At 37.4% G+C, this 21,101-nt stretch carries 16 protein-coding genes and 1 riboswitch; of the genes, 15 read left to right on the top strand and 1 reads right to left on the bottom strand.

What is annotated here, in order from left to right; genetic code table 11:
* The first annotated feature begins 31 nt into the window (after positions 1 to 31).
* The 14 genes from KHA95_RS14865 (at position 32) to KHA95_RS14800 (ending at position 17,918) form a co-directional block, all read left to right on the top strand.
* A complete protein-coding gene (locus KHA95_RS14865; RefSeq protein WP_213138308.1) occupies positions 32 to 3,442 on the top strand; it encodes a glycoside hydrolase family 2 TIM barrel-domain containing protein in 3,411 nt (1,136 codons plus the stop codon).
* Positions 3,443 to 3,573: 131 nt separating this feature from the next.
* Positions 3,574 to 4,248, top strand: a complete 675-nt coding sequence (locus KHA95_RS14860; protein ID WP_213138307.1) for a GntR family transcriptional regulator — start codon at positions 3,574 to 3,576, stop codon at positions 4,246 to 4,248.
* A gap of 1,157 nt (positions 4,249 to 5,405) precedes the next feature.
* Positions 5,406 to 6,584 (top strand): extracellular solute-binding protein, encoded by a 1,179-nt coding sequence (locus KHA95_RS14855; protein WP_213138306.1) that lies wholly within the window; start codon positions 5,406 to 5,408, stop codon positions 6,582 to 6,584.
* A 90-nt stretch (positions 6,585 to 6,674) separates the two neighbouring features.
* Positions 6,675 to 7,784, top strand: coding sequence for an ABC transporter ATP-binding protein (locus KHA95_RS14850; RefSeq protein ID WP_213138305.1), 1,110 nt, complete (start codon positions 6,675 to 6,677; stop codon positions 7,782 to 7,784).
* Positions 7,785 to 7,789: 5 nt separating this feature from the next.
* On the top strand, positions 7,790 to 8,653 hold the full coding sequence (locus tag KHA95_RS14845; RefSeq protein WP_213138304.1) for an ABC transporter permease: 864 nt from the start codon (positions 7,790 to 7,792) through the stop codon (positions 8,651 to 8,653).
* 15 nt (positions 8,654 to 8,668) lie between these two features.
* Positions 8,669 to 9,544 carry an ABC transporter permease gene (locus tag KHA95_RS14840; protein WP_213138303.1) on the top strand — a complete coding sequence of 292 codons (876 nt, stop codon included), beginning with the start codon at positions 8,669 to 8,671 and terminating at the stop codon, positions 9,542 to 9,544.
* A 116-nt stretch (positions 9,545 to 9,660) separates the two neighbouring features.
* The gene (locus KHA95_RS14835) at positions 9,661 to 10,815 is read left to right on the top strand and encodes a Gfo/Idh/MocA family protein (protein ID WP_213138302.1); all 1,155 of its coding nucleotides are present in this window, start codon (positions 9,661 to 9,663) and stop codon (positions 10,813 to 10,815) included.
* A gap of 20 nt (positions 10,816 to 10,835) precedes the next feature.
* Entirely contained in the window at positions 10,836 to 11,936 is a 1,101-nt protein-coding gene (locus KHA95_RS14830; RefSeq protein WP_213138301.1) for a Gfo/Idh/MocA family protein, read from the top strand.
* A 404-nt stretch (positions 11,937 to 12,340) separates the two neighbouring features.
* Entirely contained in the window at positions 12,341 to 13,447 is a 1,107-nt protein-coding gene (gene uxuA, locus KHA95_RS14825; RefSeq protein WP_213138300.1) for a mannonate dehydratase, read from the top strand.
* Positions 13,423 to 14,268: an SDR family oxidoreductase gene (locus tag KHA95_RS14820; RefSeq protein WP_213138299.1), complete on the top strand. Its 846-nt coding sequence runs from the start codon at positions 13,423 to 13,425 to the stop codon at positions 14,266 to 14,268. Before uxuA ends, KHA95_RS14820 begins: the two co-directional genes overlap by 25 nt.
* Positions 14,269 to 14,358: 90 nt before the next feature.
* Positions 14,359 to 15,351: an endo-1,4-beta-xylanase gene (locus KHA95_RS14815; RefSeq protein WP_213138298.1), complete on the top strand. Its 993-nt coding sequence runs from the start codon at positions 14,359 to 14,361 to the stop codon at positions 15,349 to 15,351.
* A gap of 5 nt (positions 15,352 to 15,356) precedes the next feature.
* Positions 15,357 to 16,508: a family 8 glycosyl hydrolase gene (locus KHA95_RS14810; RefSeq protein ID WP_213138297.1), complete on the top strand. Its 1,152-nt coding sequence runs from the start codon at positions 15,357 to 15,359 to the stop codon at positions 16,506 to 16,508.
* 337 nt (positions 16,509 to 16,845) lie between these two features.
* Positions 16,846 to 17,232, top strand: a complete 387-nt coding sequence (locus KHA95_RS14805) for a hypothetical protein (protein WP_213138296.1) — start codon at positions 16,846 to 16,848, stop codon at positions 17,230 to 17,232.
* Between the two features lie 122 nt (positions 17,233 to 17,354).
* Positions 17,355 to 17,918, top strand: a complete 564-nt coding sequence (locus KHA95_RS14800; protein ID WP_213138295.1) for a glutathione peroxidase — start codon at positions 17,355 to 17,357, stop codon at positions 17,916 to 17,918.
* Positions 17,919 to 18,212: 294 nt separating this feature from the next.
* Here KHA95_RS14800 and KHA95_RS14795 read toward each other — a convergent pair whose 3' ends face one another.
* Entirely contained in the window at positions 18,213 to 18,695 is a 483-nt protein-coding gene (locus tag KHA95_RS14795; RefSeq protein ID WP_213138294.1) for a QueT transporter family protein, read from the bottom strand.
* A gap of 6 nt (positions 18,696 to 18,701) precedes the next feature.
* A riboswitch (PreQ1 riboswitch) is annotated at positions 18,702 to 18,746 on the bottom strand.
* Between the two features lie 450 nt (positions 18,747 to 19,196).
* Between KHA95_RS14795 and KHA95_RS14790 the strand changes: the two genes are divergently transcribed.
* Entirely contained in the window at positions 19,197 to 20,912 is a 1,716-nt protein-coding gene (locus KHA95_RS14790) for an ABC transporter ATP-binding protein (RefSeq protein WP_213138293.1), read from the top strand.
* The last annotated feature ends 189 nt before the right edge of the window (positions 20,913 to 21,101 follow it).

The following is a 21,101-nucleotide window of genomic DNA, read 5'->3' as shown; positions in this document are numbered from 1 at the left end:
CATCAATTTAAAATTGAGAGGAGGGAGTAGTATGAATACAAAAATTCTTTTTAACGATGGTTGGGAATTTGCCAAAAGTGATCTTGAAGTAACTGATTGTAGTCATTTACCTTTTCAGCCAGTCGACCTTCCACATGATTGGCTTATCTACGATACATTGCGTTTATATGAAACGGGAATTGGCTGGTATCGCAAACGATTTACATGTAAGAAAAAAAATAAAAAGATTCTTTTAAGTTTCGATGGTGTTAATATGGATTCTTCGGTATATGTAAACAATCAATTCGTTGGAGAATGGAAATACGGTTATTCTGCTTTTGAGCATGAAATCACTGATGCGCTCGTAGAAGGGAAAAATGAGGTTATTGTGAAAGTTGTTTATCAAAGTCCAAATAGTCGATGGTATTCAGGTGCTGGAATCTATCGGAATGTTTGGCTGAAGACAAGAAATCAAACTCATATTGTCACAGATGGGATTTATATGACGACAAAGCAAAAAGATCAGGGCTGGTACGTGGAAATCGATACAGATTTAAAGCTAAGCGAAGATGTCACACTCATTCATACGATTAAAAGAAATGATCAAGAAGTTGCGAAAAGTTTGAAAATGATTGTTGCAAATAGCGATGTTCGTAAACAAAATAAGCAAACAATATTTGTTGAACAGCCTCTATTATGGAGCACAGAAAAGCCAAATCTTTATGAACTTGAAACAAAAATACTTTCTAATGAAGCGAGAGTACTAGAATCTATTTCCCAAAACATTGGATTTCGAAGTATCGAGCTCCACCCCCAGGTAGGTTTTAAACTAAATGGACGTAAGATGAAATTAAATGGAGTGTGCGAACATCATGACCTCGGAGCATTAGGAGCCGCCTTTAATAAGACTGCATTAAGAAGGAGATTGGAAATATTAAAGGAAATGGGTGTGAACGCCATCCGAACGGCCCATAATATGCCCGCAAAAGAACTGATGGAATTAACGGATGAAATGGGCTTTCTTGTTGTATCTGAAGCATTTGATATGTGGGAAAGATCGAAAACAACCTATGATTACGCAAGATTTTTTAATGAGTGGGCGTTGGCGGATGTGAAAAGCTGGGTCAAACGTGATCGCAATCATCCAAGCTTGTTGATGTGGAGTATAGGCAATGAAGTTTATGATACTCATGCAGATGAGCGAGGGCAAGAATTAACAAAAATGCTTATTAGCTATGTGCGAAAATACGACCCGAAAGAAAATGCAGTCATTACATTTGGCTCGAATTATTTGCCATGGGAAAATACGCAAAAATGCGCGGATCTTTTGAAAGTGGTTGGTTATAATTACTCGGAAAAATATTATGAGCAGCATCATAAAAAACATCCGGATTGGATGATCTATGGGAGCGAGACAGCTTCTGTCGTTCAAAGCAGGGGAATCTATCATTTTCCGTTTGAACAATCGATTTTAGCGGATGATGATGAACAATGCTCTGCCCTTGGAAATAGTTCAACAAGCTGGGGAGCAAAGTCAGCTGAAGCTTGCATTATCGCAGAAAGGGACACCCCTTTCTCTTTAGGACAATTTCTTTGGACAGGCTTTGATTATATTGGCGAGCCGACTCCATATCATACGAAAAATTCCTATTTTGGCCAATTGGATACGGCCACATTTGAAAAAGATTCTTTTTACATTTATCAAGCGGCATGGACAGATTATAAGAAAAAGCCAATGGTGCATCTTTTCCCCTATTGGGATTTTAATGAAGGACAATTCATAGATGTGCGAGTATGTTCAAATGCTCCAAAAATTGAATTGCAATTAAATGGCCGGACAATCGGCATCCATCATATCGATCATAAATGTGGGACAGAACTTGTCGGCTGGTGGAAGGTCCCTTACGAGCAAGGGGAACTAAAGGCAATCGCCTATGATGAAACAGATAAAATCATCGCCACGGACGTTAGTAAATCGTTTGGCGATGCGAAAAGGATAAGCTTAATAGCTAATAAGGAAAGCCTGATTGCTAATGGTACAGATTTACTTTTTGTAGAAATCAACGTAGAAGATGAAAATGGAAATAAAGTTGAAAATGCAAATAATCGGGTTACCATAAATGTTATCGGTGCAGGACGATTAATTGGTTTAGACAATGGTGACAGTACAGATTACGATCAATATAAAGGGATTAGCAGGAGATTATTTAGCGGTAAGCTGATGGCCATCATTGCGTCGACATTAGAAGCGGGACCTATCCAACTTGAAGTTACTTCCCCAGGATTGCTTGGACAGTCAGTGCAATTTAAGGCAATTGTAGATGAGCCAGTAATTGGGGTTTCTGCAAATGAGAAAAATCTAGATGTTCCATGTGTAATAGGAAATAAAGATGAAATCCCACTACGAAAGATTGAAATCATTAGCGATGCGGGGCAAACCTTAAATCAAACAAGAAAAGAAATAATGGTTCAAGCAAAATTATATCCAGTGAACACATCTTATCAAGAAATTGAATGGAGTGCTGTGGATGATAGCGGAATTAAATCAAATATCGCAAAAGTTGAAGCTGAAGGACAAAAGGCAAAGGTGAGCGCAATCGGGGATGGAGCATTCCGACTTCGTTGCACAAGCAAAAATGGAACAGACAAAACGAGGCTTATATCTGAACTAGAATTTACGGCAATAGAAATTGGTACTGCTTATAAAAATCCATATGATTTTATTTCCGCTGGACTTTATGATTATTCGAAAGGAGAAGTGACAAATGGAAATGACAGGGGGGTGGCTACTAGCCGGGATGGGGAAACGCAAGTAGGCTTTCGCGATATTGACTTTGGGCCCTATGGATCTGATCTAATAACGATTCCGATTTTTGCTTTGTCAAAAGAGAAGTATACCTTGCAAATTTGGGAAGGGATGCCAGATGAAGATAACAGTCAATTACTCGCAGATGTCATCTACCAAAAAGAATCAAAGTGGAATGTTTACCAGGAAGAGACATATCGTTTGTCGAAAAAGCTTCGCGGCATTACATCTCTTTGCTTTGTCCTTCAGCAAAAGGTACATATAAAAGGCTTTTCCTTTACAAAAATAAACAGAGCGTTTGAACAAAATCAAGCAAGCGAATGTGATCAAATTTATGGAGATGCATTCGATATAGCGGATAAATATGTAGAAGGCATTGGAAATAATGTTTCATTAGTCTATGAAAATATGGACTTTACAAGTGAAGGAGTGACAAGACTATCTATTTTTGGCCACTCACCAATTGAAAAAAATACGATTCATATTCATTTTTCCGACGGTGATATAAAAAGCAACCAAATCATTGAATTCCCACAAACTGAAGAGTATGAAGAACGAATATTTACATTGGATAAAATAACAGGGATGAAAAAAGTAACCTTTATATTTTTACCAGGTAGCAATTTTGACTTTGGCTTGTTCCAATTTAAGAAATAGCAAGGAGATGAGTAAGACTACTATAAATTATAAAAAGAATAAAAAGTAATTAATGTGATAGAAAGTCCGTGATGATATGATGAAGATAAGTTGTTGGACGGTAGCACATTAATTACGAAAGAAGGGTTACAATGCTTAGCAAAGAGAAAACAAAAATGTCTACGAGGGAGCAATCGTATCTTATTTTAAAACAGAAAATTTTAAATCTTGAATTAGAACCAGGTACTAGAATTTCGGAAAATGAAATTGCAGAAGAGCTTAAGGTGAGTAGAACGCCAGTTCGAGAAGCGTTTATGAAGTTGGCTCAGGAAGAGCTTCTCGATATCATCCCGCAAAGCGGTACAATTGTATCGCGAATTAATTTAGAGCATGTAGAGGAAGGACGTTTTATACGAGAAAAGCTTGAAAGAGAAATTGTAACATTAGCGTGTGCACATTTTCCCGAGGAATATTTATTTCGTTTAGAAACAAATATTGCGTTGCAAGAACTATGTATTGGAAAAAATAATTACCATCAGCTTTATGACCTAGACGAAGAGTATCATAAAATATTATTCCAAGGTTGCCGGAAATCACGGACATGGGAGATGCTACAACTATTAAATAGTCATTTCAATCGTTTGCGGATATTACGTCTATCCCATGACTTTAATTGGGATCATATTATTTCCCAACATAAAGAAATCTATCAATTAATTATTAATAAAGATATAGCAAATGCAAGGACAGTGATGGAACAACATTTGCGGATGGTTGTGATTGAAAAGGACCAATTGCTTAAAGACTACCCGTATTATTTTATCTAATTTCTTTAATTACAAGAAATACTGTATACGAAGAGGTTCTCCGGTTAAATAGGCTGTTTTTTAATTAATGATCATAAAAAAACTTAATATATTTCTGTCCATAGCTGCTGTTAGAAAGCGAAATGTAATGAAGATTAGTTGCTTGTGAGTTTAGAATTTAGAGGCTCAGTAGTTATCTTCGAGGGGATAACTAGAACTACGAGCATGGAAGTAGCTTTTTGAGCTTACTGAATCAAAGAAAGTATGGTACTCGTCGAGCGCTAAGCTTTCAAATAAATTGTCAAATGTAAATTCCGAAATAAATACTATAAGGGAAATTTGTCTTACTTGGGCGGTTTATCACGGTTAACGTTCAGATCCAGCGTAAGCTACACAGTAGAATCTGATATGCCGCTTCAAGTGGAAGAAACGACTAAAATTATCCAGAGTGGTGCTGTTAATAGGAAATTTACTTAATGTCTATGCGTAATAAAATTAAACGATTTGCGTATGTTTTTCCGAAACGTGACTTTATTGTATGTCTATGGGAGTGTGGAGAAGTTCCATAAAAAACTTCAGTGAATGATTGAAAAAGTCATATGTTACAGCGGATTTTTACATATAGAAGGCATTACTATAAACACGCTTTTCAAAGTGTTACTGAATCATATATTTTTTTGAACACTCATTTTGTGCCGACATTGTCCGGAAAAATCAAACAAGCTGTTATTGCTATCGTCTAAGAACTTAGAAACTTTTAATAGATTATACTTCAGAAATAGTAATACTTTATAATTTTCTTTTAAGTCTGAGATCGTCTTTCGTAACACGGATATTTGCGTGTTTAAATATTTTTGTGAAATAAAAATATTTAAAATAACTTGAATAGATGGATAACTTGGAATATAATAATGTTCGACTACCATACTAGTATGATTACCTTACTAAAATTCAAGTAAAGACAAATCATCTTAAATGGAAGTGCTTTCAATGTGAAACCACATTAGTAAAGGATTCAAATAAAAAGAGTAGGAGTGATTTGTTTTCGAAAAGATATTTATTTAGCTCTCTTTGCAAACGCTGTCAAAAAAGTCGTATAAATAAACTAAAGTTAATTGGATTTAAATGTAAGTGCTATCAAGTTGATTATATAAATAAATTTTGGGAGAGATTTAAAAATGAAAAAATATGCATACTCAATAGTCAGTTTGCTGCTGATATTCACTCTCATACTATCAGGATGTAGCGGACAAACATCTGGAAAAAGTGGAGCATCGAAAGGTGACAAACCAACTACTATTACAATCTATACTGTGGCTGGTGGAGACGAGTACTATAATGACATTTTAATACCAATGTTTGAGAAAGAAACAGGTGGAAAATATAAGATTGAATATGGAAGAGGAACACCCCAAGAAGTAATTAACAAAATTAAAGCTCAAGGAAAAAATGGAAATATTGATCTCGTTATTACCGGATTAGATGGCCTTCCACTAGGAATTGAGGAAGGGATTTGGGAACAGCTTGTACCGAATTATGGCGATGAGGTGCATGTAGATGAATGGAATGAAATAGCGAAAGCGTACATTGATAAATTCGATGGCTATGGGGCACCGATAACAACAGGATCTGGAGGTCCGATCATCGTTTATAACGAAGATGCTGTTAAAAATCCGCCGACAACATATGCAGAGCTTAAAGACTGGATTAACGAACATCCTAATCGATTTTTATATCCTACCGTTCCATCAAGTGGTCCTGCCCGCGGCTTTTTCTTAGGACTTGTTAATTCTTTAGGTGAGGACTTTAATAATCCAGATTCATTAGATAAGACATGGAACTATTTAGAGGAAATCGGCGACAAAATTCAACATTATCCAACAAAGACTTCCGATGCGATTACTGCACTTTATGATGGAGATGTAGATATCATTCCGCATGTTCCATTTTGGTTTGCGAACAACCAAGTTCAGGGAGTTGTTCCACCAAATATTAAAGGGATTACTTTGACGGATTCACCGCAAATTATTGACTCTCATTTTTATGTCATGTTAAAGGATTTGCCAGAAGATCGCAAAAAAGCTGCATTAGAATTTCTTACATTTGCAACATCTAAGGAAGCACAATCACAGGCATTAGGAGTTGCGTTTATGCCAGCAAATAAAGAAGCGTCAGCTGATTTATTAAATGAAGAATATAAAGAAGGCTATAACCAGTTAGTGGAAATGATTCTTCCAGAGTTTAAAAAAGATGGTGAACTTATTATGCCGGAAGAAGATTGGTCATTATTCCCTAATCTTGAAGAAACAACAACCCTTTATAAACAATGGGAAGAAAAAATACAATCTAAAAAATAAAACCGTTTAATTGTGAAAATTAACTGCCAGTCTCTTTATTAAAAATGAAGAGATTGGTATTTAATATAGTTGAAGAAGAGGTGAAATAGGATGGCACAGTCTTTTGCAGAGTTAAAAGTCAATACATCCAGTACGAGTGTACAAATAAGAAATCTAACAAAAAAGTTTGGCGAAACAACAGCAGTCCATAGCACAGATATTGATATAGAGAGTGGAGAATTTTTATCTTTATTAGGTCCTAGTGGTTGTGGAAAAACAACGATACTATCAATGATTCTAGGCATTATTGAATCTACTGCCGGGGAGATTTCATTTAATGGAGAAATCATAAACAATATCCCTATGCATAAAAGGGATGTAGGGATGGTCTTCCAAAACTACGCTTTATTCCCTCATATGACAGTAGCTCAAAATGTTTCATTTGGACTTGATATGAGAAAAGTTGCAAAAGAAGAAAAAAGAAAATTAGTACAAGAAGCATTAGAAATGGTTCAGCTTGGGGAATATGGAGATCGTTTCCCTAAGGAATTAAGTGGAGGGCAGCAGCAAAGGGTAGCTTTAGCAAGAGCGCTAATCATTCGACCTAAAGTTCTTTTATTAGATGAACCACTTAGTAATTTAGATGCGAAATTACGTAAAGATATGCGCATTCAACTAAAAAGACTGCATGATGAATTAGGGATTACAATTATTTACGTTACACATGATCAAGAGGAAGCCCTCTCTTTATCAACTAAAGTAGTGGTGATGTCCAAAGGTATCGTACAACAAATCGGAACACCGCAAGAAATATTTGTGAATCCGAGAAACTACTTTGTCGCTAGTTTTGTAGGATACTCTAACTTCATCCCTGGTAGATTAGTTGAAGAAGAAGGTGAGAATTTTGTTTTCGAATCGGAAAAAATAGGGCGACTATTAGTACGAAAAAACGGGAGACATCATGTAGGGGATGAAGTGATCTTAACAATTAAACCAGAAAATGTTGAGATAATACAACCTGATAATAACCAAAGGCTCAACACTATTAATGGAAAGATTTTAGTTAGTGATTATGTTGGAAGTACGACTGGATACGAAATTGAAAGTGAAGTAGGCGAAATATTTAAAGCAAATGTATTAGGACTTGTACCATATTCGCCAGGACATAAAGTAACTCTCTTTTTAAATCCGGAATCCTTGTTAATTTTAGATCAGGAGTGAAAGCGATGAATCAGCAATCGATACCAAGAAAGAGTGATTACCTCCTTCTTCTGCCAGCGTTATTACCCATTGTTGTCATCTTTGTCTATCCCTTTCTAAAAGGAATATTACTGACCTTTCAAGAAAATGGTGATAGTGGTTTTACACTGAATAATTACATTCGTTTTTTTACAGAGCCTGTATATTACAAAACGATCTCACGAACATTGCTTTTGGTTGTTCCAGCGGCTTTTTTAGAATTAATCGTAGCATTTGCCATCACCTATTTTATTAGGGGAAAAATGAAAGGTAAAGGAATCATTGCCGGGTTGATAATATTTCCACTTACTTTAGGCTCGTTAATAATTGATATGGGAATCATTGCATTTTTTAGTCCAAGTGGTTGGTTTAATCAATTTATGATGAGTATTGGATTAATTGAGGAACCAATTCGAATTGTGTATACGTACTGGGGTGCATTTATTGCATTATTTATCCTTGGCGTCGCATTTCTAGCATCCAATTTTATTGGAATGATGGATTCGATTGATACAAATTTGGAACAAGCAGCTCGTTCTCTTGGAGCGAATGAGTGGACAACCTTTCGGAGGGTTTTCTTTCCCTTAATTCGTTCAAATGTCTTAACAATTTTTGCATTAAATTTAATCATGCAGATAGGAGTTTTTACTTCAGCAATTATTGTTGGAAATCCAGCATCAGACACAAGGACTTTTGCAGTAGTGGCTTTTGAGGAAGCAATGCGCAATTTTAATTATGGCATGGCAAATACGGTAGCGATCGTGATGGCTCTCACTCAATTAGCCTGTTTGCTTATTATTTTTGCTATTAGAAAAAGAGGGTATGTTGGTTCGGCATCTACATTTAAATAAAGGAGGGAAGTAAACGTGCAAACGGAAGCTACGTCAAACAAAATAACAGAACTAAATAAATCTGTTCAAAAGAAGAAGGTTGGATTTGGGAAATACACATTTACAACACTCAACTGGATACTTATTAATGTATTTTTAATTGTTGTTTTAGGTATGACATTAGCTGTTTTACTTAGTGCTTTTGGAAAAGAGTGGTATGGAACGATACTACCAAACGGCTATTCTTTTGAATGGTTTAAAAAAGCTTGGGTAGCATATGATGTTGGTTTTTACTACTTAGTTACTTTACAAATTGTTATCCCAGCGACGATTATTTCACTTGTACTTAGTATACCGACAGCATATATATTAGCCAGAAGAGATTTTAAGTATAAAGAAGCATTGATCGGATTTTTTCAAATGCCCTTTACTTTGCCGGAGTTAGTTTACGCCATTCCAATTGCATCTATTTTTTACTCAATTGGCTTAGCAGAGACAATTCCCGGATTAATTATTGTCAATTTAATTATTGGTATCCCATTCTCGGTATTTATTTTGATCCCATTTATGGAATCATTAGACCCGCGCTTGGAGTGGGCAGCGCAATCTCTAGGAGCGAGCAAACAAAAAATGTTCACAAGAATCATCGTTCCACAATTAGTGCCAGGAATAACGGCATCAGCTATTAATATTTTTATTAGGATGTTTAGTACATTTACAATTATTCTTTTAATTTCCGGACCGAAGACACAAACGATTCCTGTTTTAGTATTTAGCGTTCTTCAAGGAGCGGGATCTCAGCCGCCGGCAATGCTAAATTCATTAGCTTTAACATTAATGCTTCCTTTGCTGATCTTTGCCTTTATTAGTCTATGGATTTCAGCATATACACAGCGGAGACTAGGGAAATAAGTAGATTAGATACGTATGTGTACGGCAACGGGGAATGTTTTGCACTTGGTGGAAGGCGGTTACTTGAAGCCGATCAAATTAAGCATTCTGATATAAAACGAAGGAGAGAAACTTGGATGATACATGTTGCAATAATTGGCGCTGGAGCGATAGCGCCTTCTCATATAAAAGGTTATTTGGCATTTCCTGAAACATGCAAGATTGTAGCGATTTGTGATATATATCCGGAAAAGGCGAAAGGATTGGTGGATGAGTTTGGATTAGATGCTCATATATACAATGATTATAAGCAAATATTGGAACGCTCAGATATTGATTTAGTTTCTGTTTGTACACCGCCGTATACACATGCAGAAATAGCGATAGACTTGTTGAATGCGAAAAAGAATGTGCTTGTTGAAAAACCGATGGCCTCTTCATTAGAAGAATGTGATGCGATGAATGCTGCCGCTGAGAAAAACGGGAAAATTTTGTCGGTTGTTGCTCAAAATCGATTTACTTCTCCAATGATGAAATTAAAGCATATTCTTGATTCTAAATTAATGGGAAGAATTGTACATACTCAAGTCGATTCTTACTGGTGGAGAGGTTACAGTTATTACGACTTATGGTGGAGAGGCACGTGGGAAAAGGAAGGCGGTGGATGCACATTGAATCATGCTGTTCACCATATCGATATTTATCAATGGATGAACGGGATGCCTTCTGAAATAACGGCTGTCATGAGCAATGCCGCACATGATAATGCAGAAGTAGAAGATATATCTGTTGCGATTGGGCGTTATGATGACGGAAGTCTCGTTCAGATTACGAGCTCTGTTATCCACCATGGGGAAGAACAGCAACTCATTTTTCAAGGGGAAAATGCACGCGTTTCCGTACCATGGAAGTTAAAAGCTTCTAAGACTAAGGAAAATGGATTCCCGGAAGAAGATATTGATTTAGAGGAAAAGATACAAAAACTTTATGATGAGCAACCAGATTTACAATTCGAAGGTCATGCAGGTCAAATTAATGACATATTTCAAGCTATTCAAGGGAAAAAGAAAGTGCTAGTCGATGGAAACCAAGGAAGGCAAACACTTGAATTGATTACAGCTATTTACCAATCTGCTAGTTTAGGAAAGACTGTAAAACTCCCATTGAATCATGAGAGTCCTTTTTATACGAGAGATGGGGTACTGAAATATGTGACTCATTTTTACGAGAAAAAAAATTCAATAGAGAATTTTTCAAACACTACCATTACGACGGGTGGAAATTATTCTTAAGTGAATAAGGAGAGATCATAATGAACAAAAATGACGGAATGAATTATGCGCCAAAAGGGAATGTAAATAAAGTTGTTGAAGACGGGGATTTCCCATTCGCAGCAATAGGCCTTGATCACGGTCATATTTATGGGATGTGTAATGGATTAATAGAGGCTGGTGGAAATCTAGTAGCGGTCTATGATCCAGATCCAAATAAGGTAGAAAAATTTATTGAAACTTATCCAGGGGTTAAAGCTGCACATTCAGAAGCAGAGATTTTGGAAGACGCTAGTATTAAGTTAGTTGCCGCTGCAAATATTCCTTCCGAAAGAGGAGCTTTGGGCTTAAAAGTATTAGATCATGGAAAACATTACTTTGCTGATAAGCCAGCATTTACGAAATTAGAGCAAGTTCAGAAGGCAAGAGAAAAAGTACTTGAAACAGGTTTAAAGTGGGGGATCTACTATAGTGAACGAATCCATGTAGAAGGTGCTGTATTTGCCGGTCAATTAATTGAGGAGGGTGCGATAGGCCGAGTCGTTCAAGTCATTGGAACAGGTCCGCATCGTGCGAATCCGAACAGTAGACCAGAGTGGTTTTTTGATCCTAAACAATTTGGCGGGATTTTATGTGATATTGGTAGTCATCAAATTGAACAATTTCTACATTTTTCTGGGGCGAAGGACGCGCAAGTGCTGCACAGTAAGGTAGCAAACTATAGCATGAAGGAGTATCCTCAATTTCAAGATTTTGGTGATGCGACACTCGTTGCTGATAATGGAGCGACTTTTTATTTCCGTGTCGACTGGCTTACTCCAGACGGCCTCGGCACTTGGGGTGATGGCCGTGTGATCATTTTAGGAACAGAAGGATATATAGAAGTAAGGAAATATATTGATATTGCCCGTTCTCAATCTTCAAACCATTTATATTTAGTCAATCAAAAAGGGGAACAACATTTTGAAGTTTCAGGAAAGGTAGGTTTTCCATACTTTGGTGAGTTTATATTAGATTGCTTGAATGGTACTGAATATGCTATGACTCAGGAACATGCATTTAGAGTAGCGGAGCTTTGCATTGAAGCACAAGAAAAGGCGATTCATATTGAAGCATCGGAAGGAATTCTTATAAATAGATGATTATGCTCTTATCAATATAAATAAACGTGTATTTATGCGTTGTAATATTTAGCTAGGTTTTAAGAGTTCAGATAGATTTTCAACTATCCCATTGCTGTACTTTCTCATGAAATATTTTTAGAATTGATTTGCGGTTATGAATCACATTCGAGGCTGGGACAATAAACTTTTATAAAAACAAAATTCGCGAGCTAGTAACTGTTGCTTTCCGCGGGCTGCTGAGCCTCCCTATGTGAGGTTTTAACGATGCCTTACCTACGTATATTTTCTACGCTAAGATATTGCATTGTTCGTTTTAGTTATGTTAAAGCCTCGGATTACCTATCTTCGAGATAATGGGGAGAGGATAAAAACAACAATAGTAATTTTTACTTCATTATTTAATTAAGAGAGGGATTAAGCATATGAAAGTTTCATTCCGCTGGTTCGGTAGTACAGATGATAGTGTTTCCTTGGCTCATATTAAACAGATACCTGGAATAGAAGGGATCGTAGGGACGCTTCCAGACATTCAAGCTGGTGAAATCTGGCCTTTAGATCGAATTATGGAGCTGAAGGAGGAGATTGAAAGCTATGGTTTAAAACTTGAAGTGATTGAAAGCGTTAATATTCACGAAGATATTAAACTCGGTCTTCCGAGCCGTGATCGGTATATTCAAAACTATATCGAAACAATGCGACATTTGGCTAGTGCCGGAATAAAGGTGATTTGTTATAATTTTATGCCTGTGTTTGACTGGATTCGCTCTGATTTAGCGAAGATGTTGGAGGACGATTCAACGGTCCTTGCCTATGAGAAAGAAAAGGTGGAAACGCTTGATCCATCTGTGTTGTTTGGCAGAATGGAAGGTGAAGCGAATGGATTTTCACTCCCGGGGTGGGAAGAGGAACGGATGAAGTTGATCGAGGAATTATTTGAACAATATAAGAATGTGAACGAAGAGGCTTTATTTGCTAACTTACAATATTTTCTTGAAAAGGTTATTCCTATTGCTGAAGAATGCGACATTAAGATGGCGCTCCATCCAGATGATCCACCGTGGTCTGTGTTTGGTTTGCCGCGAATTGTAACGAATAAGGCTAATTTAGAAAGAATTATACAGCTAGTCGATAGCCCAGCGAATGGCTTGACGATCTGTACGGGCTCTTTAGGGGCAAATCCAGAAAATGATATACCTGAAATACTAGACCATTTTTGCAAAAAAGATCGTGTGCCATTTGTCCATATCCGGAATATTAAAATGTATGAAAATGGTGATTTTGAGGAGAGATCTCATTTAAATCGTGATGGGTCATTGAATATGCCTGAGATTGTAAAAGTGCTTTGTAAGAATGAATATACAGGCTATTTTCGACCGGATCACGGGCGGATGATCTGGGGAGAACAGGCCCGGCCAGGATACGGATTATACGACCGGGCACTTGGAATTATGTACATACTAGGATTATGGGATAGTTTAGAGAATAGCAAGAAAGGAAGAAAAGAATGCTATCAATCAATGAACAATTAAAAGGAAAAGTAGCTGTTATAACAGGTGGAGGAGGAGTGCTTGGGAGCTATATGGCGAAAGAGCTCGCCCGCCACGGTGTAAAGGTAGCGATCTTAAATCGTACATACGAAAAAGGGCGGAAAATAGCCGACGAAATTATAAATGAGGGCGGGGAAGCCCTTGCGGTTGAATGCAATGTAATCGACGTTGAAAGTGTGAAAAAGGCCGAAGAGCTTGTTACGAAGGAGCTTGGTCCATGCGAAATTCTTATTAATGCTGCTGGTGGAAACCATCCGGATGGAATGACAACGAATGAAACATTGCAAATAGAGGATCTTGCCAATGAAGAGATCAAAACATTCTTCGATTTAACGATGGACGGATTTGGTTTTGTCTTTAACTTGAATATCATTGGCACGTTAATTCCGACGCAAATTTTTGCGAAAAAAATGGTTGGTAACTCCGGTACAATCATTAATATTTCATCTATGAGCGCACCAAGTCCAATGACAAAGGTTCCAGCTTATAGTGCAGCGAAGGCGGGAATTGATAATTTTACGAAATGGGCAGCTGTGCATATGGCTGAAGTGGGGATCCGAGTCAATGCGATCGCGCCAGGATTTTTCTTAACTTCACAAAATGAAGCATTGTTAAAGAATTCAGACGGAACAAATACAGAAAGAACAGAAAAGATTTTGGCACATACACCAATGAGGCGTCTTGGAAATCCAGAGGATTTGCTTGGTACACTGCTTTGGTTAGCCGATGATCAGTCCAGTGGATTTGTTACAGGTATTACCGTTCCAGTTGACGGCGGGTTTATGGCTTATTCGGGCGTGTAAAAAAAGTGGGACAATTATGTCCCATTTTTCATTTGTATAGCAACGGTCTGTTTAACTTTTAAGTTAAATAAAGAAAGAAGTGAATGATGAATGGAAAATATACCTTCGTTAAAAAAGATATATGAGGATTATTTTACAATTGGGTCAGCGGTGAGTACCGAGACCATTACCCGTCATCAAGATTTATTAAAGAAGCATTTTAATAGTTTAACAGCCGAAAATGAAATGAAATTTGAGCATATCCAGCCTGAAGAAGGAGTTTTTACCTTTGAACGTGGCGATCAATTAGTGCAGTTTGCCAAGGAGCATCATATGCAAATGAGAGGGCATACACTCGTATGGCATAATCAAACGCCTGATTGGGTTTTTAAGAACAGGCAAGGGGAAAAAGCATCAAGAGAAGAACTTTTATCACGAATGAAGGCACATATTTTCACAGTGATGGAGAGATATAAAGGTAAAATTGGCTGCTGGGATGTAGTAAATGAGTCAATTGCTGATGAGGGAGGGAGGTTGCTTCGGGAATCCTCATGGCTTGAGATCATTGGTGAAAATTTCGTAGAAAAGGCTTTTCAGTTCGCACATCAAGCAGATCCAAATGCAAAGCTCTTTTATAATGATTATAATGAGTCTCACCCTGAGAAGCGTGAGAAAATCTATACACTTGTGAAATCTTTAGTCGATAAAAATATTCCTATTCACGGAATTGGCTTGCAAGGGCATTGGAATATAGCAGAGCCGAGCATCGAGCACATTCATATGGCGATTGAAAAATATGCTGCCTTAGGATTGGAGATTCATTTTACCGAATTAGATGTCTCTGTTTTTGAATGGGATGATAAGAGAACGAATATTACCGCTCCTACTGAAAGAATGCTGGAACAGCAAGCGAAACGCTTTGAAGAAATGTTTACCCTTTTTAGAGACTATCGATCCGTCATTACTAATATTACGTTTTGGGGGACAGCTGACGATTATACGTGGCTCGATGATTTTCCAATAAAGGGAAGAAAAAACTGGCCATTTTTATTTGATGAGTATCATCGACCTAAGGCTTCATTTTATAAAGTCGTTGATTTTTAAAGGAGTTGAAATCCGTGAATGAAGGTGCTTTTTATACGAGGGAATATCGAAATCTATTGTCCGAATATGGGTATGATCTTCCTGCAATCGAAGAAAAGATCGAACAGACCTGGGATGATATTTTTTATGGTGATGAGAATACTAGAATCTATTATACAGATAGAGAAAAGGGCGCATACTTATTAGATACAGGGAATTTAGATGTTCGGACGGAAGGAATGTCATATGGAATGATGATGGCCGTCCAGCTTGATAAAAAGGAGGAGTTTGATCGACTTTGGTATTGGTCGAAAAAATATATGTATATGGCGAAAGGCTTGCATAAAGGCTATTTCGCATGGTCATGCAACCCTGATGGAACGAAGCGGTCTCATGGCCCAGCACCAGATGGAGAGGAATATTTTGCGTTGGCCTTATTTTTTGCCTCTCATCGGTGGGGCGACGGTCCCGAACCATTTGATTACAGTACTCAAGCAAAGGATATTTTAAGGACATGTCTGCATCAAGGAGAAGATGGAATCGGCTATCCAATGTGGAACAAGGAAAATAAACTGATAAAATTTGTGCCAGAAGTTGAATTTTCCAATCCATCGTATCATTTACCGCATTTCTATGAGTTATTTGCATTATGGGCCTATCCAGAAGATAGAGCATTTTGGAAGGAAGCTGCGAGGGCAAGTAGAGCTTATATAAAGCTCGCCTGTCATCCAAAAACAGGCTTGGCTCCTGAATATGCATTCTATGACGGTACACCGAACCATATACGGGGATATGGTCATTTTTTTAGCGATTCCTATCGTGTAGCGAGCAATATTGGCTTGGACCATGAATGGTTTAGGGGGCATGAGTCGGAAATTAAAATTGCCAATAACATTCAGGCGTTTTTCGTTCATAAAGATCCTAATGATTATCGCAGGTATACGATCGAAGGGGAGCCATTCGAAGAGAAATCATTGCATCCAGTTGGGTTAATTGCTACGAATGCAATGGCTTCCTTGGCTACGGATGGTGGTCCATATGCGAAGCAACTAGTCGATTTGTTTTGGCAAACTCCGGTAAGAACAGGGGTAAGACGGTACTACGATAATTGTTTGTACATGTTAGCCATCCTCGCGCTAAGTGGAAAATTTAAAATATGGTTTCCCGAAAATAGATAGAGACGGTCTAAAACCAATCATAATAAAATATAAGAAAAATGAGCAGTGGAGCAATTAAAAGACAGAGGTGAATTCAATCATTGAATTCCCTCTTTTTTCTTGTTTTTAAAGGGGATTAAATGGTGAGCAAGGAAAGGAAAAAGAAGTTAACATTATTTACAATTTTATGGGACAAACGCCGATTTATACAAAAAGTGGAACAATGAACTCCCTTTCCAATAGTGGTAGCTTAAACTCTATGAAAATGCTACCATTTAATTAACGTATTGAAATAGCATCGTGGACAGGCATAGTATATAATAAAATTAACTGTTCAGAAAGATTAGGGGGAGAAAGAATGTCAGCGCTTCGAATAATAACAGGCTTATGGAGAAACAGCACCGAGACAAGTGATCGAGCGAAAGATCCGAAATTAAAAACACGATATTATAAAACGAGCAAGCGTAATATGCTTGAAAAAATAACGTATATTGTCAATAACAAATTAAAGGGTTGGAGCCTTACACATGTAGATGAGGATCGCGGCGAAATGCTCATCGAGAAAAGAGGAGCGGTAAGAAAAAATCAAATCGTAATTACCGTCTATCAAGTCGAACCACTACGCTGTGCTGTCGATCTCGTTTCTGCGTATAAAGAAGGTTTTGGTGATTTAGGAATGAGCTATTTTACGATCCTTAACTTTTTTGAGGTATTAAATAAAGAAATACCTGTTGAAAAAAAATAAAAAAGAACTCAGTCAAAAAGAACGTTTTCATTGACTGAGTTTTTTTGCTTATGAGCAAGTTATTTTCCTTTAGTAAGATAATCTGTAAAATAGGAATAAAGTCATGGTGGAGGTTGGGCAGAATGAGTATTTATAACTATCTAGTGCGCAAATCAAATGGAGAAATCCTTTCTATGGAAACATATCGTGGAAAAACGATATTAATTGTGAACACAGCAAGTCAATGTCAATTTACGTATCAATTCGACGAGCTACAAAAATTGTATGATCGATATAAAGAGCGAAACTTCGTCATCCTTGGATTTCCATGTGACCAATTTGGAAATCAAAACCCTGAAAACGGAGCAGATTCTTTAACTTTTTGTCAACGAAATTACGGGGTTACCTTTCCCGTATTTGATCTTGTTTACGTAAATGGAGTCGGATCTGATCCGTTGTTCTCTTATTTAAAACATGAAGTTTCATTCAGAAATTTAGATGAAACTGTGATGACTGAAAAATTATTATTAATGAAAATTAAATCGGAAAATCCGGAGCATTTACAAGGGAGAAATATAAAGTGGAACTTCACCAAGTTTCTCATTTCTTCAGATGGTGAAGTTGTTAAACGATTTGAGCCAACCGATTCAAGACTGGACATTGAGGAAGCAATTGAACAAAGTTTGGCTGAAAAGGTATTAATTTAACTCTTTATGGAAAGAGGCCGGGACATAATTAAAGTGACGAATCTAGAGGCGAATAATAAAATGACTTAGCGTAGGAAATATACAGTAGACTCCTAAGGGGAAAAAAGGCCTCGGTGAGACCCTGGCAGTGCGCGTTTAAGGAACGAAGCCTACATTCGCCACATCGTGTGGCAATGGCTTCGTGACCAACATCCTGTTGGCCCGAGGCTCACCTGCCACCCGCGGAAAGCGAAGTAGTTATTATTGTTCGTATTTTGATTTGGCAATAAACTTTTATCCCAGCCTCTTGGAAAGTTAAATAAGCTCTTTAAAGTTCAAGCGTTTATTAAGTGAAATCATTATTGGAACCCCGATTGTCATTACAACAACTTCACCAATCGCAACGGTTAACCAGCCAATCCAAAATGGCACTTCGTAAACGATGTTCAACTCAATCGCGATTAAGAAAGAGAAAATCGCAAACATAACAACGTTAAAAAACATCCGCTCGGTTATTCCTTTAATAAACTTTGCTGAAACAATCGTCGCTGCAAGGGCGAGGCCCGTCATACCAACACCATAAACGAGGTCAATCACACCGAGTGGCGAAAATAGATTGGCAACGAAGACGCCAATGACAATTCCAAAAAAGTATTTCTTATTGAATACAATAAGATGGTTAAAGATTTCCGAAAACCGAAATTGGATACTCGAAAATGCGAGTGGCGCAATTAACAACGATACAGTGACATACAAAGCAGCAATAATACCACTTATGACCATAGATTTTACTTTCATATTCCTATCTCCTTAGTTTTTTATCGTGGGATGGTTTCGAACCACGTTTTACAAAACACGTCCTCAAGAATAGCATAGTAGTGCATGTTTGTATATATGTAAAATTTTCATATTCATATAGAGTTGCCGAATTAGTAATGAATTTCTCGTATTATTTAAATTTTCTTCTGTGTTTTGATTGGAATGTAGCAGTACTTCGTCACTTTATCTACTTCTCCGAATAATTCTTCTGCTTTGAGCCACTTTGTTCTTCATTTCCCAAAAACATATTATTTTAATAGTTGCAAAATAAAAGGGTATCTCTTATAATTAATAATGATAATCATTATCACTTAGTAGTTGCGCATTTGTGCTCTGTTTCATCATTTCGTTCGTTTTAGCTCATATACGCCTCGTTCTGAAGAGATCTCCCATTTCTCAGAATGAATGAGCTAAAAACGCTTGTCGACGAATTTGATGAACAGGGCAATTTTTTTGAATGTCATACGGGGGTGTGAGACAGTGTTCAAGAGATTTTTTTCTTATTATCGTCCATACAAAGGGCTATTTGTATTAGATTTTTCTTGTGCTATTATTGCTGCACTATTTGAACTGGCTTTTCCATTGGCGGTGAATCGAGTTGTTGATGATTTATTGCCGCTTGGTAATTGGACATATATTTTATGGGCCTGTGCAGGCTTATTTATTATTTATATGATTAGTTCGGTTCTCCATTATGTCGTTACCTATTATGGTCATAAGCTTGGAGTAAATATTGAAACAGATATGAGGAAGGAGTTGTTTACGCATATTCAAAAGCAGCCCTTCCGTTTTTTTGATAATAATAAAACAGGTCATTTAGTATCGAGGATGACGAATGATTTAATGGACATTGGAGAAATTGCCCACCACGGTCCAGAAGATTTATTCATCGCATTGATGACTTTAACGGGGGCTTTTGCTTTAATGCTTTCGATTAATTGGAAGTTAGCCATTCTTACATTTATCATTATCCCGTTTATTATTTATTTATCGCTTTATTTTAGCCGGAAAATGTCCCGGGCATTTGATCGAATGTTTGCAGATATCGCTGATTTTAATGCGAGAGTAGAAAATAATGTGAGCGGCATGCGCGTCGTTCAAGCTTTTGCTAATGAGGAGCATGAAATCGCACAATTTGCTGAAAATAACGGACGTTTTCGAAGCACGAAGCTTATTGCATATCGGATTATGGCATGGAATTCATCGATCAGCCATATTTTGATGAAGATCGTATCGATCTTCGTTTTATTATGCGGTACTTGGTTTGTTATTCAAAACCATATGACGTATGGAGAATTTATTGCGTTTATTTTACTCTCGAATGTTTTTCTCGGTCCGATTAATCAAATAAATGCGGTCATTGAAATGTATCCGAAAGGAATCGCTGGCTTTAAACGTTACGTACAGTTGCTTGAGACTGAACCTGATGTAAAAGATGCTCCGGATGCAATTCATGTTTCATATTTACATGGAAATATTGATCTTCAACATGTTTCATTCGGTTATGAAGGCAAGGAGAATGTATTAAATCAAATTGATTTATCGATTCGTGCAGGCGAAACCGTTGCGCTCGTTGGTCCATCAGGTGCGGGGAAAACAACGATTTGCAGTTTAATCCCTCGATTTTATGATATTCATAGTGGTTCCATTAAGATTGATGGAACGGATATTAGGAAAATGACATTGGCATCCTTGCGTTCACAGATTGGAATAGTGCAACAAGATGTGTTTTTATTTGATGGGACCATTCGGGAAAATATCGCTTATGGTAAATTGGATGCTTCTGAGGAGGAAATTTGGGAGGCGGCTAGCAGGGCACAATTGAAGGAGATTATTGTTAGCCTCCCGGAAGGGATGGACACGATGATCGGAGAAAGAGGAGTGAAGCTATCTGGGGGACAGAAGCAACGATTGTCTATCGCCCGGATGTTCTTGAAAAACCCGTCCATTCTTATATTAGATGAAGCGACATCCGCATTAGATACGGAAACAGAGGTTGCGATTCAAGAGGCATTATCAGATTTAGCAAAAGGGCGTACGACGCTCGTCATTGCCCATCGTTTAGCAACAATTAAAAATGCGGATCGAATCATTGTTGTAACGGAAGAAGGCATTGCAGAACAAGGAAACCATGATGAATTATTAGATATGAGAGGCGCATATCATCGACTTCATGAAGCACAATTCGGCTATTAATGTATTAGACACTGTCATAGAGGGCAGTGTCTTTTGTACTGATAAAGGATGAAAGATTAAGGAAACGTTGAAGCGTGTGGGGGAAATTAAGGGGAGAGAAGTAATGATAAGTTGAATCGCCTTGTTGAATAAGAAGGAGCTTCATGTCACTTGCCGCGTCCATTTTTAAAAAATGGGTCCATATTATGG

Origin of the sequence: Bacillus sp. FJAT-50079 (genome assembly GCF_018343515.1) — a bacterium.
In the GTDB taxonomy this organism is placed as follows: Bacteria; Bacillota; Bacilli; order Bacillales; family Bacillaceae_C; genus Lederbergia.
This window is presented reverse-complemented; position numbering and strand designations above follow the sequence as displayed.

Bases quoted from the DNA above. Each gene is read 5' to 3' on its own strand.
- KHA95_RS14865 (WP_213138308.1), top strand. From the start codon at position 32: ATGAATACAAAAATTCTTTTTAACGATGGTTGGGAATTTGCCAAAAGT.
- KHA95_RS14860 (WP_213138307.1), top strand. From the start codon at position 3,574: ATGCTTAGCAAAGAGAAAACAAAAATGTCTACGAGGGAGCAATCGTAT.
- KHA95_RS14855 (WP_213138306.1), top strand. From the start codon at position 5,406: ATGAAAAAATATGCATACTCAATAGTCAGTTTGCTGCTGATATTCACT.
- KHA95_RS14850 (WP_213138305.1), top strand. From the start codon at position 6,675: ATGGCACAGTCTTTTGCAGAGTTAAAAGTCAATACATCCAGTACGAGT.
- KHA95_RS14845 (WP_213138304.1), top strand. From the start codon at position 7,790: ATGAATCAGCAATCGATACCAAGAAAGAGTGATTACCTCCTTCTTCTG.
- KHA95_RS14835 (WP_213138302.1), top strand. From the start codon at position 9,661: ATGATACATGTTGCAATAATTGGCGCTGGAGCGATAGCGCCTTCTCAT.
- KHA95_RS14830 (WP_213138301.1), top strand. From the start codon at position 10,836: ATGAACAAAAATGACGGAATGAATTATGCGCCAAAAGGGAATGTAAAT.
- uxuA (WP_213138300.1), top strand. From the start codon at position 12,341: ATGAAAGTTTCATTCCGCTGGTTCGGTAGTACAGATGATAGTGTTTCC.
- KHA95_RS14820 (WP_213138299.1), top strand. From the start codon at position 13,423: ATGCTATCAATCAATGAACAATTAAAAGGAAAAGTAGCTGTTATAACA.
- KHA95_RS14815 (WP_213138298.1), top strand. From the start codon at position 14,359: ATGGAAAATATACCTTCGTTAAAAAAGATATATGAGGATTATTTTACA.
- KHA95_RS14805 (WP_213138296.1), top strand. From the start codon at position 16,846: ATGTCAGCGCTTCGAATAATAACAGGCTTATGGAGAAACAGCACCGAG.
- KHA95_RS14800 (WP_213138295.1), top strand. From the start codon at position 17,355: ATGAGTATTTATAACTATCTAGTGCGCAAATCAAATGGAGAAATCCTT.
- KHA95_RS14795 (WP_213138294.1), bottom strand. From the start codon at position 18,695: ATGAAAGTAAAATCTATGGTCATAAGTGGTATTATTGCTGCTTTGTAT.